At 37.2% G+C, this 18,391-nt stretch carries 17 protein-coding genes; 5 read left to right on the forward strand and 12 right to left on the reverse strand.

From position 1 onward, the window contains the following. Window positions 1-3: 3 nt before the first annotated feature. From ND812_RS12960 to ND812_RS12995, 8 genes are all read right to left on the reverse strand, one after another. Window positions 4-996, reverse strand: a complete 993-nt coding sequence (locus ND812_RS12960) for an NAD-dependent epimerase/dehydratase family protein (protein WP_265375782.1) — start codon at window positions 994-996, stop codon at window positions 4-6. Further along, window positions 993-2,528 (reverse strand): PfkB family carbohydrate kinase, encoded by a 1,536-nt coding sequence (locus ND812_RS12965; RefSeq protein ID WP_265375783.1) that lies wholly within the window; start codon window positions 2,526-2,528, stop codon window positions 993-995. Before ND812_RS12965 ends, ND812_RS12960 begins: the two co-directional genes overlap by 4 nt. Next, on the reverse strand, window positions 2,525-3,328 hold the full coding sequence (locus ND812_RS12970; protein WP_407658548.1) for a nucleotidyltransferase family protein: 804 nt from the start codon (window positions 3,326-3,328) through the stop codon (window positions 2,525-2,527). The genes ND812_RS12965 and ND812_RS12970 overlap by 4 nt, the downstream gene beginning before the upstream one ends. Then, window positions 3,309-4,295 (reverse strand): SDR family oxidoreductase, encoded by a 987-nt coding sequence (locus ND812_RS12975; protein WP_265375785.1) that lies wholly within the window; start codon window positions 4,293-4,295, stop codon window positions 3,309-3,311. The genes ND812_RS12970 and ND812_RS12975 overlap by 20 nt, the downstream gene beginning before the upstream one ends. A 5-nt stretch (window positions 4,296-4,300) precedes the next feature. Beyond that, the gene (locus ND812_RS12980) at window positions 4,301-4,858 is read right to left on the reverse strand and encodes an SIS domain-containing protein (RefSeq protein ID WP_265375786.1); all 558 of its coding nucleotides are present in this window, start codon (window positions 4,856-4,858) and stop codon (window positions 4,301-4,303) included. A 42-nt stretch (window positions 4,859-4,900) separates the two neighbouring features. After that, window positions 4,901-5,977: an NAD(P)/FAD-dependent oxidoreductase gene (locus tag ND812_RS12985; RefSeq protein WP_265375787.1), complete on the reverse strand. Its 1,077-nt coding sequence runs from the start codon at window positions 5,975-5,977 to the stop codon at window positions 4,901-4,903. Between the two features lie 6 nt (window positions 5,978-5,983). After that, window positions 5,984-6,931 (reverse strand): GDP-L-fucose synthase family protein, encoded by a 948-nt coding sequence (locus ND812_RS12990; RefSeq protein ID WP_265375788.1) that lies wholly within the window; start codon window positions 6,929-6,931, stop codon window positions 5,984-5,986. Window positions 6,932-7,015: 84 nt separating this feature from the next. Continuing rightward, window positions 7,016-7,354 (reverse strand): MarR family EPS-associated transcriptional regulator, encoded by a 339-nt coding sequence (locus ND812_RS12995; protein ID WP_135663333.1) that lies wholly within the window; start codon window positions 7,352-7,354, stop codon window positions 7,016-7,018. 235 nt (window positions 7,355-7,589) lie between these two features. On the opposite strand from ND812_RS12995, the gene ND812_RS13000 reads away from it, so the two are divergent. Genes ND812_RS13000 through ND812_RS13010 form a run of 3 tightly spaced genes read left to right on the forward strand, consistent with a single transcriptional unit; the run spans window position 7,590 to window position 9,086 of the window. Beyond that, window positions 7,590-7,784, forward strand: coding sequence for a hypothetical protein (locus tag ND812_RS13000; RefSeq protein WP_265375789.1), 195 nt, complete (start codon window positions 7,590-7,592; stop codon window positions 7,782-7,784). Then, the gene (locus ND812_RS13005; RefSeq protein ID WP_265375790.1) at window positions 7,774-8,895 is read left to right on the forward strand and encodes a lysophospholipid acyltransferase family protein; all 1,122 of its coding nucleotides are present in this window, start codon (window positions 7,774-7,776) and stop codon (window positions 8,893-8,895) included. The genes ND812_RS13000 and ND812_RS13005 overlap by 11 nt, the downstream gene beginning before the upstream one ends. A gap of 5 nt (window positions 8,896-8,900) precedes the next feature. Continuing rightward, a complete protein-coding gene (locus tag ND812_RS13010) occupies window positions 8,901-9,086 on the forward strand; it encodes a hypothetical protein (RefSeq protein WP_265375791.1) in 186 nt (61 codons plus the stop codon). Here the strand turns inward: ND812_RS13010 and ND812_RS13015 are convergent. Together ND812_RS13015 and ND812_RS13020 are read right to left on the reverse strand one after the other, a co-directional pair. After that, entirely contained in the window at window positions 9,083-9,943 is an 861-nt protein-coding gene (locus ND812_RS13015; RefSeq protein WP_265375958.1) for a TrmH family RNA methyltransferase, read from the reverse strand. The two genes, ND812_RS13010 and ND812_RS13015, sit on opposite strands and share 4 nt — an antisense overlap. Window positions 9,944-9,976: 33 nt before the next feature. After that, complete coding sequence (locus ND812_RS13020; RefSeq protein ID WP_265375792.1) at window positions 9,977-11,992, reverse strand: NADPH-dependent 2,4-dienoyl-CoA reductase; 2,016 nt, start codon at window positions 11,990-11,992, stop codon at window positions 9,977-9,979. A 79-nt stretch (window positions 11,993-12,071) separates the two neighbouring features. On the opposite strand from ND812_RS13020, the gene ND812_RS13025 reads away from it, so the two are divergent. Then, a complete protein-coding gene (locus tag ND812_RS13025) occupies window positions 12,072-12,488 on the forward strand; it encodes a response regulator (protein ID WP_265375959.1) in 417 nt (138 codons plus the stop codon). On the opposite strand, the gene ND812_RS13030 is transcribed toward ND812_RS13025, so the two are convergent. Continuing rightward, a complete protein-coding gene (locus ND812_RS13030; RefSeq protein ID WP_265375793.1) occupies window positions 12,482-15,130 on the reverse strand; it encodes a PAS domain S-box protein in 2,649 nt (882 codons plus the stop codon). The two genes, ND812_RS13025 and ND812_RS13030, sit on opposite strands and share 7 nt — an antisense overlap. Before the next feature lie 45 nt (window positions 15,131-15,175). Then, entirely contained in the window at window positions 15,176-15,934 is a 759-nt protein-coding gene (locus ND812_RS13035) for an SDR family NAD(P)-dependent oxidoreductase (protein ID WP_265375794.1), read from the reverse strand. 134 nt (window positions 15,935-16,068) lie between these two features. Between ND812_RS13035 and ND812_RS13040 the strand changes: the two genes are divergently transcribed. Beyond that, the gene (locus tag ND812_RS13040; RefSeq protein WP_265375795.1) at window positions 16,069-18,381 is read left to right on the forward strand and encodes a SpoIIE family protein phosphatase; all 2,313 of its coding nucleotides are present in this window, start codon (window positions 16,069-16,071) and stop codon (window positions 18,379-18,381) included. Window positions 18,382-18,391: the final 10 nt, after the last annotated feature.

Raw genomic sequence — 18,391 nt, forward strand, 5'->3', positions numbered from 1 at the left:
AAATTACCTCAATTGTACCGATTGCATTCTTTTGATGTTAAAATATTTTTCATCTGTTAAGGAATTTGGAAGCAAACCAGCATCAAAAGCTTTTTTTAAATCTTCTGCAGCTACTTTTATGGAACGGTTTGCTCTAAAACCCAATTTATTAAATATTTTATCCGAGGAGATATGGTACGATCTATTATCATTCGTCGGAGTTGTGATAAGTTTTACATCATCTCCAATCACTTCCTTAACCATATTTGCTATTTCAGAAACAGTAAAATTCAAATAACCTGCATTAAAAATTTCACCTGCAATTTTTTCTTTTGGAGCATTTAATAATACAAGGTAAGCATCCACCATATCTTCGATATGGATGTTCGGACGAAGTTGAGCTCCTCCAAACACGCTGATTTCTCTTTTATGATAAGCCAGATTGGTTAATATGTTTACAACCACGTCTAATCGTTGTCTTGGAGAGTAACCGCATACCGTAGCTGGACGAATAGTAGCTGTAGTAAATTTATCAGTTTGATATTCAGCTAAGATTTTTTCGCAATCAGCTTTAAATTTAGAATAATCAGTGAGAGGCTCTAATGTAAAATCTTCAGTTACATTAGGTTCATCTTTAATTCCGTAAACAGATGATGATGAAGCATATATAAATCTTTTTACACCATTGTTTTTACTAATTTCGACAAGTGGTCGGAATGCATCTAAATTAATCGACTTTCCAAGATTTGGATTTAACTCGAAACTTGGGTCGTTAGAGATACAAGCAAGATGAATCACAGAATCATGACCAGGAATTGTTTTTTTCAACACATCCTGGTCTCTAATATCTCCAGTAATTTTAGTTAGGTTTGTATGATCTTTTAGAACTTCTTCACCATAAATCATAAGATCAAGGACAGTCACTTTATAGCCCTCTTTCAAAAGGCGAGGTACCAACATTGCTCCGACATAACCGGCACCACCGGTTATATAAATGCTTTTAATATCTTGAGTCATATTCGCTCCAATTTTTTAATATAATTTTCTAACTTCTGATGAGAAACGGGAATATTACCGACAGTTTGTACTGCCAAGGCCGCCATACAGGCACCAATAGCTGATGCTTCCATTAAACTAGCGCCAGAACACATACTTGCCGCCATCGCAGCAAGTAAAGAATCGCCAGCTCCTGCGACATCCACAGGATTGGAAACTAATGCAGGAAAATGTTCTTTCTTTTTAAAGTCACCTGGTGACTCGTTTGAATATGAAATAAAGCCTTCCGCACCTAACTTAACTAGTAGATTTTTAGATCTAGTTTTCTCAAGCAGAGTATTGGCAATCCATTCCACACCATCTTCATGGTTACTTAAGGCAATACGTGCTTCTCTTTCTGTAGGACAAATTAGGTCAAATTCTTCAAATTTTGCAACATTTCCAACCTGGCTACTACATTGTAAATCGCCGAACAAAAGAATCTCATTCTCTTTAGCAAGTTGTTGAATTTCTGAAAGAATTCTTGGTGTGATTACGCCATAAACAAAATCGCAAACTAATATTCCGTCATAGTTTTTGACAATTTTTCTAAGTCTCTCAATGAATTGGTCTTCTATATTTTTAGATAGAGAATGTTCTTTCAGCCGACTCACTCTAAACAGTTTTTGGTTTTCCACCATATATCTTATTTTGAAAGTAGTTGGCCGACTGCTATCATTAATCAGTTGAACATCGATTCCTTGTTCTTCCAAATTTTTTCTTACTAAATTTGCATTTTGATCTTCACCAACAACGGAAAGAAATGTACAATCTGTTCCAAGTGCCTTTACATGGGCTGCAACTACACCTGCACCACCGACAAATTCTCTTGTTTCCAGTTCTTTTACTACAAGAACAGGTGCTTCTGCACTCATACCAATTGCATCACAAGCAACATATTGATCTACGATTGTATCACCTAACACAAGAATTCGTGAATTCGAAAATTGATTAATTTGATCTGACAATTTGACCAAATCAATACCTTGCCTTTTACAGGCTTGCGTAAATAGTTGTTTTCTTTCTAATTCTAAATCTTGTTGGCTGCCATGAAGTAAATCAACACTCGCATAATGAATATCACCAGCATGAAAAATAACTTTTCCATTGTTATTTTCTAAGACAGACTGTGCATCGAGTATATCTTTACGATCCGTATGCTCCAATTCTTTTCCAAGAACCAAGTTTGAAGGTTTAATTTTTGTGAGTAGTTCCGCTAAAGTGATTTGATCCAAAACATAAACTGAGTCTACAAAGTTAAGGGAAGCAACACCTTCAGCTCTTTCCATTTGATGAAAATATTTACTTCTTTGGGATTCAGCAATACTTCTATCACCGAGTACCGCGACTTTTAATTTTTTACCTAAAGTCTTAGCATATTGTAAAAACCGAATGTGACCAGGATGAATTACGTTAAAATGTCCGTAACACATTACAAACGACTCTTCAATACCAACTTCACTTAGCTCAGATAAGTTGGTAACTGAAATAATTTTATGAGAATTTGATATCATTTTAGATTTGAAATAGATTTATGTATTGGATTAGATGCAAATGCAATTTGCCATTCATCAAGATCAGAATCTATTGGGAAGGTAACTTCTTTCTGCGCTTTCGCCAACGATTCCGGATTTCCGATATCTCTCATGATTCCTTTGTTCTCCCATGTTGAAATTTTGCCTAAAAATTCAGGCAAAACTTGGTTACTGAAATCATTTACAGAATTTCGTTCGTTAATCCAATTTAATACTTCTGGTTCAATCAAATAAATAGCAGCATTCGCAAGATTCCCTGGCGGGTTTTCTACTTTTTCATGAAATTTTTGAACAATTCCATGCTGATCCAACTCAACGATTCCACATGTTTTTGGTGAATCGGTACGGAATGTCATCATGGTAATGGAACAACCTTTTGGCCTCTCGGAAAAATGAAATTTAACAAAGGATTCTAAATCACAAACACAAAGGTTATCACCGTGAACAAGAAGTGTCGTTTCACCTTGAAAAAAAGTATAATTGTTTTTGAAGGTTCCAGCAGTTCCTAAAAGTTCAGCTTCAAATACAGATTGAACCCAGTTTTTATATTTAGGTCTTTGTAAAAAAGATAAAACTTCATCTTTTAAGTAATGAAGGTTTACCAATACTTTCGAAACATCCAATTTCAGGATTTGTTCGAGCCAAATCTCAAGTAAAGGTTTTCCTGAAATTGGCATCAGACATTTTGGCCATTCATCAGTAAGTGGTTTCAATCTTGTGCCTAGTCCAGCAGCAAGAATTAGTACGTTAATTATTCGATTATTTGGATTCACCAAGATATTTAAACCAATCAGTGGTCGCCTGCTCAATCTTATCCGGTGTCCATACAGGAGCATCTCGCCAATAATCAATATTTTTCATTAGCTCTGAGATTCCTTCTTCAATAGAAATACGCGGAGACCAACCTAAATCTTTTTTGATTTTAGAGATATCAGCAAAAGTAGAATCGGGTTCACCTGGACGTTTAGGTATATAAGTTACCTCTCCACCCAAAAGATCAACAATACGATTGATAGAAATGGTTGCTCCACTTCCCACATTATAAATTTCACAAACTTTATCACTTTTTCCGGCAGCAAATACTGCCTCTGCAACATCTCTTACATAAGTAAAATCTCTAGTTTGTTCTCCATCTCCTACCACTGTGTAGGGTTTGCCGGCCAATTTTTGAGCAAGGAATACACCGAATACGGCACCATATGTTCCAGAGGTTCTAGATCGTGGTCCATACACATTAAAAAATCGCAAAGATAATGCAGGGAATTTGTAAACTTGAGCCCAGTGCATCACCAATTCCTCACCCATCCTTTTTGTTAATGCATAAGGATACTGAGGAAGTATAGGTGAAGTTTCAGGTGTAGGATAAACTTCAGGGATACCATAACAAGACGAAGAGGCAGCATATACGAATCGTTTGATATTCTGATGCCTGCTAGCTTGTAATACATTCAAAGTAGCATTAACATTTGACTGGAAGTAACCTTCCGGATTTTGAATACTTGGAACAATGTCTGCAAGTGCTGCAAGATGGAATACGTAGTCAACAGATTGAAAATGTTTAATCCAATCACCTTGGACAGACAAATCACATTCCACTAAATTAATTTGGCTTTTTACATGATCTAAATTGAGCGATCGTCCTGTGCTGAAATTATCAAGAACAGTTACTTCAAAATTATTTTCTAAAAGTACATCAACAAGGTGGCTGCCAATAAAACCTGCACCGCCGGTTACTAAAGCTTTCATAAAATCTATTTAGCTCCGCACAACCATTGCATACACATATGGCCAACAATCACCTGCAAATCTTCTGATATTTGCATATCATCAATTGGGAAATGGATCGGGTGTTTCGCAATTTTTTTACATTTACCACCAGAAAAACCTAAAATAGCGTAAGTAACCATTCCCAATCGATTCCCTACTTCCAAAGCCTTTACTACGTTAGGAGAGTTTCCACTTCCTGAAAGAACAATGAGAACATCGCCAGGATCTGCTTTCACTTCCAATTGTTGGGAAAAAATTGAGTCATAACCTTCATCATTCGCAAGACAAGTAATTACAGCAGCATTAGCTGGTAATGCCTCGACTCTAAGCCCTATACCATTTTTTTTATCAATACCATAATTAAAATCGTTAGCCAAATGGATTGCATTGCCTGCACTTCCACCATTCCCACAGAAGAACACTTGTCTCTTATTGTCCCAAGCATCTTTTAATGAATGAGCTAATTTTTCAATTTCAGCGGCGCGTTCAGGCACTAATGCCGATTGTAGTCGAGCTATATATGCGTTGTAATGTTCCAACATCTAATTTCTCCTATTAAACAAAAAACTTTAAAAATAAAAACTTCAAACAATCATACCAAATATCTTTTCGGCGATTGCGGGGGCAGAGGTCAATCCAGGGCTTTCTATTCCCAATAAATGAATCCAATTCGATTCCTTATGAATTACAAAATCTTTGATTGCTTCGCCTTTATAAAATAAACGGGGGCGGAGTCCCACGTAACCTTCAGACAAATCATCTTCCTTAAAAAAATCGATAATGTTTTTTAAAGAATTAAAGTATTCGGAACGAGATGTTTGGATAGAATAATCTTCTTTGGAATTTGCCCAATTAGAATTTGGACCAACATACGCATCTCCACCGAAATGAAAAGTATAATGAACGCCTAAGGCAGTGGAAGTTTTCATAGGTAAAGGATAAACAAGAGTTTCATAAGGCAGTTGAGTCTTAAGCCGATAATACTCTCCCTTATTGGGCCGTATTTCGAATTCCCTATTTTCGCTTGTATCCAATAAATCGTCTGAATACAATCCTCCTGCATTTATGAATTGAGTGGCTTCTAATTCCTCTTTCTCATTTGTATTGGAATCTACTGCAAAAACACAGCCATTCTCTCTAATCACCTTTTTGTTCTTCAAAAAAACAACACCAGCTTCTTCACACAAATACCAAATTACTTTTAAATAAGAAGAAACATCTACAATTCCTGTTTTCGGAATCCAAAGTGCATGAGAACCGAGTATATGTTTCCAATGTTTAGCCGGATCTTTCCGCAATTCTATTTCGGGAATTCCTAGCCTTTTTCCATTTTCATATAAACTTTCAATGGTTTCGATTTTTTCCGTTTCATCATTTTTAGAAACAGAAACGCCTGTTGTAATCACTTTACCACAAATGGAATGAGGAATATTATATTTTTCAAAAAAAGGAATGCCGATTTCGTAACCACGAAAACATAACTTTGATTTTAGAGAGGTATCATCATAATAAATTCCAGAATGTAATACTCCAGAATTCCTTCCACTGATTCCGTCCCCAGCATGGAAAGACTTTTCAAAAACATATACCTCTTCGCCAGCTTTCGCAAGAGTATATGCAATCCAAGAGCCAATAATTCCTGATCCAACAACTATGATCATATTTGATTATCTATGATTTCCTAAATAATCTTTATAAGCCAAATCAACTCCATCCCGGAGTTCCACCTGGTGTTTCCAACCCATTTTATGGAGTTTTGATACATCGAGTAATTTCCTTGGCGTACCATCTGGCTTTGTTAGGTCAAAAATTAAACTTCCTTGGTAACCAACTACTTCCTTCACGGTTTCAGCTAACTCTTTGATACTTACCTCAATCCCAGAACCAACATTGATATGTTCGCCCCCTTTCGGATCTCCTGATAAATCGTAATTTTGCATAAGAAACACACAGGCCCTAGCCATATCTTCTGAGTATAAAAACTCACGAAGAGGTTTACCCGTTCCCCATATCACAACCTCAGGTAAATTGTTCACTTTTGCCTCGTGGAACCTTCTGATGAGTGCTGGTAACACATGTGAATTCTCTGGATGGTAGTTATCCCCTGGGCCATATAAATTTGTTGGCATCACCGAGATAAAATTTGTACCATACTGACGGTTGTAAGATTGACACATTACAATCCCTGCAATTTTTGCAACCGCATACGGTTCGTTTGTTGGTTCTAATTTTCCATCGAGGAGTTGGCCTTCGTCCATGGGTTGTTTGGCAAATTTTGGATATATACAAGAAGATCCCAAAAAACAAAGTTTTTTGATTCCATACCGGTAAGATGCATCGATGATATTGTTTTGGATTTGTAGATTTGAAAAGATAAATTCAGCAGGATAGGTATTGTTTGCATGAATGCCGCCTACTTTTGCAGCGGCAAGGAATACATATTCAGGTTTTTCAGTTTGAAAAAATTCTAATACTTGAGATTGGTTTTGTAAGTCCATCTCTGCATGAGATTTACCAATTACATTCATAAATCCATTTTGGTTTAGAATTTTTACAATCGCAGATCCAACGAGTCCCTTATGGCCTGCTACATAGATTTTGGATTGTTTATGCATCATTATTTTGTATTTATTTTAATATTTCTTGAAGAGATAGTTTCAGAGTATTTTTAAATCAGTTAGATTTCAAATTAGATTGATTTAGCCTAAACTTTCTAAACTTTCACCCAACTTCTCTACCTCAGCTCGAAGTGCTTCGTATTCTCTTTTTTTCTTTTCATAAAAATGAAGAGTCATTCTAGCTTTTTCTTCGATTCCTTGTGGTGTGAGTAAATATGTGTATGCAAGTTTGTTTTTATTATTACGAAAATTATTCATTTTGATAAGCCCCTTGTCGAGGAATGCTTTCAAAATATAATTCACCTTTCCTAAACTAAGTCCCAACACATCCGATGCATCTCGTTGTGATAAATGCGGATTCTCATCAAGTAACTGGAGTAACTTGAGGTGGTGGTCACTGTATTCGTATTGTTCTTTCATGGAGGAATCTGTGTCCGTTTGCGCACCAAAGTGGAAAAGGAATGTCACGTTCAGACTGGACCCCAGGTATAGCTTCGCCCCCTGAGTCCCATTCTTTGTCAAAATGTGTTCAGTCTTTGAACAAAGTAAAGAATTTTTTGTTCATTTTATGAACTAAAAAAACTGTCAACGCCTTCCATAATCTGTTGCAAAAGGCTAACTCTACCAACAAAAAACAAAACCACTTCGGGGATATGTGAGAAGAATCAAACATGTGGGATATGAATTGCTCAATGTCAAAATGCTCTTTCCACTCAATACATGCGATTGGCTTCGTTCTCATATTCAGGATGGTTCTACCAAAGGCAAAAAAACAAACCCTGTTGTATCCAAAGAGAATGCTATTGACTTTTCTTCCTTTTCAATTGAAATCTACCTCAATGAAACCTAAAAAACATACGATCCCATATGACTTTCTCATCAAACTCGTAAGTTTAGCAAAAGGACTTGTTTTCCATTCGATAGAAGAAAACTTCCCAGAAACAAAAGAAGAATTAGAAGCCCCTTATCCTTCAGCTCTCCTTTGTAACCATGTATCAGAAGCAGACGTTGTTTCCCTTTCCATGGTATACCCAAGACTCAATCCGAAAATCAAAATGATCATTCCTGCTAGAGAAGATATCCTCCAACCCGGGTTTTTACAAAAAGAATTTCGTGCAAAAGGACTCATGAAGTGGATTTTCAAATTCATTGATGCCACAAATATCATCCCAATTTTATTACGTTATATTGGAGCAGTTCCCATCAAACGTCCGTTTCGTGACAATGCTAGAGAACTCATTAAAAAAGGAGAACTTCGTGACAAAGTAGATAGTGAATGGACCGAAATGGTAACTCACATTCGAAAAGGTCGAAATTTGTTTATGTTTCCTGAGGGAACATACAACCATGATGGATTTCTAAACCAAGTCAAACGTGGTGCTTACCACATCAAATCAAAGATAGATAAACTTCATTTTAATAGTTTTACACTTACCTATGACCACTTGTCTTACCAAAAAACAAAACTATACATTAAGTATGGTAAACCTTTTGAAATTCCAAATGAGATGCCAGCGGACCAAGTGGTGAAACTCGTTGCGGATACATTAGGAAAACACTACACAGTGACAATTGGAAATCTAACATCCTTCTTACTACTCAAATTAGAAAAAGAAACCAAAATCAAAAAACAACAAATCATCCAATTATTATCCCAATTTAAATCGCATATCGAAAACCAATTTCCAGAAATTACAATTGCTTCCGAATTACAAAAAGAAACGTTTGTGTCACAATTAGAAATTCTTTTTGCCAAACTGAAAAAAGTAAATTTGATTGATTGGGAAGACGAGATCATTCGCACAAAAGAAGTTTTGTATCATATTCCCAAATCTTTACACAATTTAAAAAAATCCAATATCGTACTGTATCATAAAAACCAACTCACTGCACACTTGGCAAAATTGGAAACCATTTGGAACCAACTGCCATTAGAAAAAGGATTTGAAGTAAAAACATGAGGCCAATGAAACCAATAAAACTCATTTTAGTTTCCACACTTTTTTTCATCGGTTGTGGTTCGATTTCCAGAGGGTGTGCTAAATACTTTGGATATGATGAAGTTTGTGTGGATGGAGTTCGTTACATCCAGTTTACTTCAGGTGCAAGCGTCAAATACAATCCCGATGGAACGATCGCGACTTGTCGCTAACACTCATTTGATTTGGTGTCTAACCTACCTTTGGTGACTTCCCAAAGTAGGATGGATCCAGCACAAGAAACATTTAATGAATTCACAACACCAAACATGGGAATTTTAACCCTTTGGTCACAGAGGGATTGTAATTGTACACTCATCCCTTTTTTTTCATTTCCTAGGACCAAAAATATCGGGGACTTAAGTGTTGTTTCTCGTAAATCAAATTCACCACTAGAATCGGTTCCAATCACTCTGATTCCGATACGTTTTTTTTCCGAATCCACAAAACGAACCAAAGTTTCAAAATTGGGAACAAACACAAGTTTTGTGTGAAACAAACTGCCTAAACTAGAACGAATGACCTTAGGATCATACACATCAATGGAATGCCCAATGACAAACACGATATCGACTAAAAATGCATCTGCGGAACGTAACAGAGTTCCAAAATTGCCATAATCACTGGGCCGATCAAATAAGAGATAAAATGGTTTCTCTTTTGGTAATATGGAAACTTCTTTACTGAGTTTACTGAGATCAAATTGGTTTTTTATTTTGGCAGTTACAATGAGTTCAGATGGATTTTCTTTTTCTGAAAGTTCTACATACAATTCATCTTTCACTTCAAATACGAGTGCATCTCTCTGGTTTTGGATCACTTCCTTCGCCCAAGAAGATAAGTTACTGTTTTCTCGGAACAAAATCCGTGTGATTTTCCAACCTGCAGTTAACAACTGCTTTATGGGTTCAGTACCTTCAACAAAAACTTCTTTTTCCTGACTCCGTTTGGTTCGGTTTGTTTGGAGTGCAGAAATGATTTGAAATTCTGCATTCCGAACCGACATCTTTAAAGGTTTCAATTTTATAATTTGATTCCAAGTTCCATAAAGAACTATAGTTCTCTAAATGGAAACGGCAAGCCTTGTTCCTTGGTCTATCGCACGTTTTGCATCTAATTCAGAAGCAAGGTCGGCACCCCCAATTAAGTGTACAGGAATTTTTGCTTTTTGTAAGGGTTCGAGTAAAGCACGGTTTGGGTCTTGGCCTGCACAAATCACAACGGTATCACATGGAATTTTTTTAGTTTCCCCTTTGACCTCAATCACAATTCCATCTGATTCAATTGCCTTGTAAGTAACTCCGGAAATTTGGTTTACCTTTCTGTCCTCTAAAGATGTTTTATGGATCCAACCAGTTGTTTTCCCAAGTGTTGCTCCAAATTTACTATTGGAACGTTTTAACATGGTCACTTCCCTAACACCCGTTGGCGTTTCCTTGGAACCAAGACCCCCATCTTTATCAATGGTTTTGCGAATTCCCCATTCTTTTAAGTAATTATCAGTTGTAAAAGCATGACCAGGATCAGTGAGTAAAATACTCACATCAAATCCAATCCCGCCTGCACCCATCACCACAGCACGTTTTCCAACAGGTTTCCCTTTTAAAACAACGTCCACATAACTAAGAACATTTGGTCCGTTGATACCTGGAATCTCAGGAATTCTTGGAATCACACCTGTTGCAAGGACCACTTCTTCATATCCTTGTTCGATCAATGTTTCACTGGAGATATAAGTATTGAGTTTTACTTCCACTCCATATTTTTTTAACATCGTGCCAAAATAGCGAATGGTTTCTTTAAACTCTTCTTTACCAGGGATACGCCTAGCAATATTCAATTGACCACCTAACTCTGGTTGTGCATCAAAAAGTGTTACAGAATGTCCACGTTCCGCCAGTGTTTTGGCACAAGACATTCCTCCAGGACCTGCACCGACAACCGCTACCTTTTTTACGCGATCCGTTTTTTGAATGTTTAATTCGGTTTCATGACAAGCTCTTGGGTTCACCAAACAACTTGCAGTTTTTCCTTGGAAAATATGATCTAAACAAGCTTGGTTACAAGCAATACAAGTATTGATCTCTTCTGGTTTTCCTGCCATTGCCTTTTCGACAAAAAAGGAATCGGCAAGGAATGGACGTGCCATTGATACCAAATCAGCATCACCTCGAGATAAAACTGATTCTGCTACTTCAGGAGTATTAATTCGATTGGATGTTACGAGAGGAATGGAGACATGCCCTTTCACTTTTGCAGTGACCCAAGTAAAGGCAGCTCTTGGTACCATCATCGCAATTGTTGGAATTCTTGCTTCATGCCAACCGATTCCAGTGTTGATGATAGTGGCACCAGCTTTTTCAATTTCTTTAGCCAGGTGTAAAACTTCATCAATATTACCACCTTCATCCACTAAGTCTAACATCGACAGACGGTAGATGATGATAAAATCAGTTCCCACTCGTTTTCTAACTGCTTTTATGATTTCAATTGGGAATTTGATACGGTTTTCAAATCTCCCTCCCCAATCATCAGTTCTGTTATTGGTTCTTTTGGCAATAAACTGATTGATGAGATAACCTTCACTGCCCATGATTTCGACTCCATCATAACCAGCTAATTTAGCTAATTCGGAACATCTAACAAAGTCGTCGATGGTTTTCAAGATTTCTTCTTCTGTCAAGGGATGAGGTTTGAACATATTGATGGGCGCCCGTAAATTAGAAGCACCTACAATTTTATCATGGTATCCATATCTGCCTGTATGCAAAATCTGCATGGCAATTTTTCCACCTTCTTTGTGGACTGCTTCTGTGACAACACGGTGGTGCATTGCTTCTTCTTCCGTGTCCATCACACTGCCACCCTTCGATACACGTCCGGCCTCATTTGGTGCAATACCACCCGTCACAATGAGAGCAACTCCACCCTTTGCCCTTTCCCCATAAAAAGCCGCCATACGTTCGTATCCATTCGGAGCCTCTTCGAGGCCTGTGTGCATGGAACCCATAATGGTTCGGTTTTTTAATGTAGTGAATCCAAGGGATAAAGGAGAAAGTAAAGTTGGGTAAGCTGTCATAAAGACCCAAGTGTAGAAATTCTAGGATTTTGGCAAGATTTACTTGCAATCTAAAAGAAAACGGATAAAACTTTGTCCTGTGGAAATTCTCACGGAAAATAAAAATGGGAAAAAGGGAATTCTCTTCGTAGATGATGAGTCCATCATTTTACTGAGCATGAAATCCCAAGTGAAACACCATTTCGGAGAACGGTTCAAATACCTAACGGCAGAAAATGCCAACGAAGCCTGGGATTTAATTTTAGAATTAGAAGAAGAAGGAAATTCTGTTGCAGTTGTCATTTCCGATTGGTCGATGCCAGGAATGAATGGTGATGAATTTTTACGAAAAGTTCACAAACGATTTCCAGCTATAGAAAAAGTCATCATCACAGGTTTTGCCGATGAAAAATTAATAACAGCTTTGGAAAAAGAGATAGGGCTAGTCACTTGTTTGAAAAAACCTTGGGACGAAATAGAACTCATTACAGCCATCACACAAGCCGTCGATCAATAAGAACCTTTTGGTAAATAAATCGAAAATATAGTTTCCCCTGGTTTGGAAGACAAATCAATCCTACCACCATGGCGTTTTACAATTTTATTCACGATGTCTAGACCAAGTCCACTTCCTTCTCCAGGAGGTTTCGTTGTAAAAAAAGGCTCAAAGATTTTGGAACGTATCCCAGGATCAATCCCTGGTCCAGAATCTTGTAAGGATACCAAAACTTCGTTATCACAATCTTTGATTGTGATCATCAAATTTCCCGTAAAAGACATGGCTTGTAAGGAATTATAAATTAGATTCGTCCAGACATGCAATAAATCATCAGGATAACAATCAATAGGTGAAATTTCATCATAATTTTTGACTAAGGTGATTCCCCTCTTCAATTGATTTTGGTAAATTGTGAGAACTGTCTCAATGGTTTCTTGAATGGATGCTTTGATTTTTTTCCCTGTGGAATCAAAATGCGAAAAGTTCTTCAATGCATACATGATTTTCGATACACGATCAACCGCCAATTGGATGGAACGTGTATTCCGACGGAATTGGATTTCAAGTGCTAAATAGTCGAGGAAAACTCTTAAATAATGAGACCTGAAAAGTGGTATGTATTTATCTTCTAATTCTCCGATCCCTAATTCTACCCATGCTTCTGCAAATTCGTCAGCATCGTCTGATTTAAATCCATTTTGGATCAAAATTTCTTTGTTCCTCTTTTTCCGTAACCTTTCTTCTTTTCCTGTATAAAATTCGATTGGATGGTCTAGGTTCGAAAGAATCGTTTTGAGAATCACTTGTTCTTCTCTGGGAACACTCAGGATTGCTTCTCGAAACAACTGTGATGCAATCCCATATCGTTTTTGCCAATCCAGCATATTTTGATTGGATGCTTTTACCGCACCAATCGGATTATTAATTTCGTGAGCAATCCCTGCAATCAACTGCCCGAGTGCTGCCAGTTTTTCGGATTGTACAAGTTGTTCTTGGGTGCGCTTTAAATTCTCAAACGCCATCTCAAGTTCGATTTTTTGTTTCTCTATGAGTTTGTTTTTTTCACGTATCTCCGAATTGATTTGGCGGAGTTCTTCCACTTCTTTGATAGGACTCAAATCAAAAATACTATACGCGATTGAATTTGTTTGGTTGTATTTAAATCGTTTGATAGAGACTAAAGCAGGAAACACTTCCCCATTTTTTCTTTTACATAGGATCTCAATTGAATCACTCGAATTGTCTGCAATTTTCTCTCTAATTTTTTGGAGTGAGTCAGGTGTGAGTAAAGAACGAACTTTTAAATTTTTTGTGTCATCACTTGAATATCCAAATAAATTCTGAAAGGCAAAATTGGAGTCTTTAGCTCTGAGAGAATTTTCATCAAAGATCAAAAACGCTTCCGTCGAAAATTGGTAAAAGGCACGAAATCTTTCATCAGAAGTTCGGAGTGCTTCCTCCGCCAATTTTGATTCCGTGACATCGAGTATGGTTCCCATCAATCGAACTGGTTTTCCATCTTTATCTCGGATTAAATTTCCACGAGACTCTACCCAATGTACAAATCCATCCGCATGAAAAATTCGTTGTTGGATTTTGTATCCAGACCTTGAGGGATCGTCTTTTAGGAGTTGGATTTCAGCTGAGACCTTTTGTAAATCATCTAGATCATTTAAAGTGAGATACTTTTCCACAGTGATGGCAGGGCCATCTGGATCAAGTCCGTAAATTTCATAGGTTTGGGGTGACCAATAAATATTTCGTAGGTCGATATCCCAACTCCATATCCCCATTTTGACAGCATCCAAAGACATAAGAAGCCTAGACTCAGATTCTTTTAGAGCTAAGTTTGCTTCAATTTGTTCTGTTCTGTTGACCATTGCACCAAACATTCGATAGGCGTTACCATTTATATCATATAAAAAGATTCCATTATCTTCTATATATACATATTTTCCATCTTTGGTACGGTACCGATACACACAGGAAAATTTTGTCTTTTTGGCCATCGCCTCTTTAAATAATTGGATGGCTTGTTCTTTATCTTCTGGATGGATCAGGACCATCCAAGCTTCATAACCAATGGCCCTATATTCTTCCGGAGTAAAACCAGTAATTTCTTGGATGGCACCAGCCCATTGGTTCACGCCAGTTTGGATATCCAAATCATACACCATACTTAACGAAAGTTCGGTGATCGATCTATATTTTGCTTCGCTATCTTCTAACGCTTTTTGTTTTAAAACATTTTCCGTAATGTCAGTGATTAAAAATACAAGGGAACGAAGTTCTCCTACTTCGTCAAAAACAGGCGAACCATTAATGGATAAGTATTTTTTGACACCAAACGAATCTTCGATCGCATGCCGAATGTCTGTGACCGGTTTTTTCGTTTTTAATACAATATTGAAAGGTTGGTCTTCTTCTCGCCATGGACCACCATCAAGAGAAGTATTCTTCCATTGCGGTGCATCATATGTTCTGGAAAGTATGTCTTTCAGTTTAATGGCAAGAACATTCTCTGATGCTGGGTTTGCATAGAGAATCTGTCCTTGTGGGTTCAGCAAAACAATCGCCGTGGAACTTACATCCATGATTGTTTTCAAAAGATCAACTTCGACATTCAGATGGTCTCCCACCTCTCTCGAAATATTAGGCATTGATCCTTCCTGAGAAGACTGCATAGTGTCCACTATGCAGTAGACTTAGGATTTATGCGAATTCAATTTTACTGCCTCTATTTTTTGGTAAATTTTTAGCGGAAAAAATAAAAATCGATCCAAGATTTGAATGAATCGAAACAAAAAGGACGGAAAAACTTCCCTTTTGTCTCTTAAAATCCCATTCACAATTTGTTTTGCTACTGTTTCAGCCGATTGGCTTGGAAATGGTACAGGGACTTTATTCCCAGCTGAGTCAAAAAATTGTGTCCTAGTGGCGATTGGGTAAACGATCATCGTACGATTTCCTGGTCTTAGTTCACTTTGGTAGGCATCCAGAAAGGAGCGAACCGATGCTTTGGTAGCCGAATACAAAGCATAACCAGGCAGAGGCAAGTGACTCATTGCAGACGCAGTGACAACAAATAAACAAGGAGAATTTCTGTGTTTGTTCAAACTCACTAACGTATAAAATGGAGAATAAACATTCGTTCGAAAGATTCGATCGATTCGGTCCCAACTTGCCTCTTGGATGATTTCATAATAGGCAAAACCTGCATTCGCAAAAAAAATATCAATCCCACCTAATTTTTTATTAGCATCTTTAATGAGTTTATCTAAATTTTCTGGTTTTGAAACATCACATTTATAAGGAATTACATTGGGATGAGACACTACATTTTTTTCATTCAAGTCACAGGCTAAAATTTTCACGTTTTCATGTTTTAACATCTGCAAGACGGTTTCCTTTCCAATACCTGATCCTGCACCCGTAACTACAATTCTTTTGTTTTTTAATTCCATTGGCGAAACCTAACTTGTATGGATCTTGTTGAAAGTTTTTTTTAATGAGATATCTAACTTTTTTTCACATTCGTTAAAAATATCTTTACTTAGGTTCGAGACAACCGTATACTTTGTCTTCCTTGGGGATCACAATGAGTCGATTCTTTGATCAATTATTCAAATTCTTACACAGATTCATTTCTTACAGTTTTGCTATTGTATTCTTCTCTCTCCAAGGTGCCTTTTTTGGCGCTTTTTATGCCTATTTTTTTGGATCAGCACTCATCCCCGATTTTTCCATCGAGAACCATCCGGAAGTTGTGTACGTTTTTGTCTTTGCTACCTTCCTTGCAGCTGTCGGACATAGCATTGAGTTTGGAATCCTCACTCCTCTTGGTTATGGTGGATTCCGTAATGACTTAAAAAAACTAAATCTGTTTTTACGATACAACGACACCATTCGCCACAAAGATATTTTAGAATTAGAAAACAATTTGAATACACTGATCCATTTACCAAAGGAAAACATGTATGCTGCCATTCGTTATGCGGTCATGGTCTTTGTTTCTGTTTCCATTACCCATATCATTTGCCACCACCCCATGTACGAGTTAGTATTAGTTTCCATTGGTTGGCTTTCGGCAGTCTTTGTTTACGGAGGATTTTCATACATCATCTCCGATTATTTTACTGGTAACAAAAGAGTTGAGATCAAAAAAATCTTAGCATACCGAGATGTATCGATTCATAAAAACTATGGAATCCTAAGTTTAAAGGGAAAATTTGTTTTTTTATTAATTTTAATCTTATTATCGCTCAGTGTACTTTCAGTATTTATTTCCTTTGGGAATGCAAGTTTATTCAAAATTACCGCTTTCATTGGAATGACATTTGTTGAAGCAGTGATTTTGATTTATATGTTTTTTCAATCTATTAATTTGACATTGGAACAAATCAATGAATCAGCCAATAGCCTTGCTACTGGAGGTAGAGGTGCCCTTCCCATCTTATCCATTGACAAAGAATTTATTTTGTTTGCAGAAAATTACGAAAAGGCAACAAGGGAAGTTGGCAGGATTAGGGAAAACTTACAAGAATTAGTTGAGGCAAAAACATCAGAATTAAGAAACAGTTTAGAAACTGTTGAATCCTTAAAAAAACAACAAGATGGAGATTATTTTCTCACTTCCCTTTTAATCAAACCTCTTAGCTTGAACAAAACCATTGGTACTCATGTCAAAACAGATTTTTTGATCAAACAAAAAAAGACGTTTTTGTTCCATGGAAGGGAAAATGAAATTGGTGGTGATATCTGTATCACACGCACCATTACATTGCGAGGCAAAGATTATACATTTTTTCTCAATGCAGATGCCATGGGAAAATCGTTACAAGGTGCCGGTGGGGTTCTTGTACTTGGAGCGGCTGTACAATCCATCTTGGAACGATCCAATGCAGTTGAGTCTGTTAAATTATTGTATGCGGAACGTTGGATTAAAAACGCATACCAAGAACTCCATCATATATTTGAGAGCTTCGACTGTTCTATGTTAGTTTCCATGGTAATGGGACTGATCGATGACGAAACTGGCCTTATGTATTACTTAAACGCAGAACATCCATGGTCGGTATTGTACAGAAAAGGTACTGCAGAATTTATTAAAAACAATTCGGAGCTCCGCAAGTTAGGAACTCCCTTTTCCGAAAAATCACTCGAAATCTCTACTCTTCAATTGATTCCAGGAGATGTACTCATCCTCGGATCCGATGGAAGGGATGATATCGAGTTTGTTACGGAAACCACAGCTAGAAAAATCAACCATGATGAGGAATTATTTTTGCGTCACGTGGAACGAGGGAATGGCCTCTTAAAAGAAATTTACCAATCCATTTTGTCCATGGGAGAACTCACTGATGATTTAAGCCTAATGCGGATTACGTTTAAAGAAAATCTCAGCCAACCACCAAGAGCCATTCGAAAAGAATCCTACGAATTGATGCGAAAGGCAAAGTCGCAAATTAAATTAGACCAATTGGAAGAAGCAAAAACCAGTCTTTTAGATGCCAACAGAATCAACCCAGAAAATAGAGAAATCCAAAGGGCATTGATACGCCTCCTTGTACGAATGAAAGAATACAATTTAGCTGCGGAAAACTTAAACACCTATCTCGAAGAATACCCTGGTGACACAGATTTAATTTATTTGGCATCCTTTACTTACAAACAAACGAAAGAGTACGGTAAGGCCATTGATATGGGTGAGAGAATCCGATTACGTAACCCTGGTCATTTATCAAATTTGATACAACTTGTTCAATTGTACCTCATCATTGGCAATTTGCCCAAAGCGGAAAAGACGTTACAACTAACATCGTTTATCCCTTCAGATACAATTCGAATTGAGCAATTAAAATCGCAAATTGAGACTTTTAGACAGAAAATTGTTGATGAAATTCCGACCTAAAGGGGGAATT

It is taken from the genome of Leptospira limi, from assembly GCF_026151395.1.
Lineage (GTDB): Bacteria > Spirochaetota > Leptospiria > Leptospirales > Leptospiraceae > Leptospira_A > Leptospira_A limi.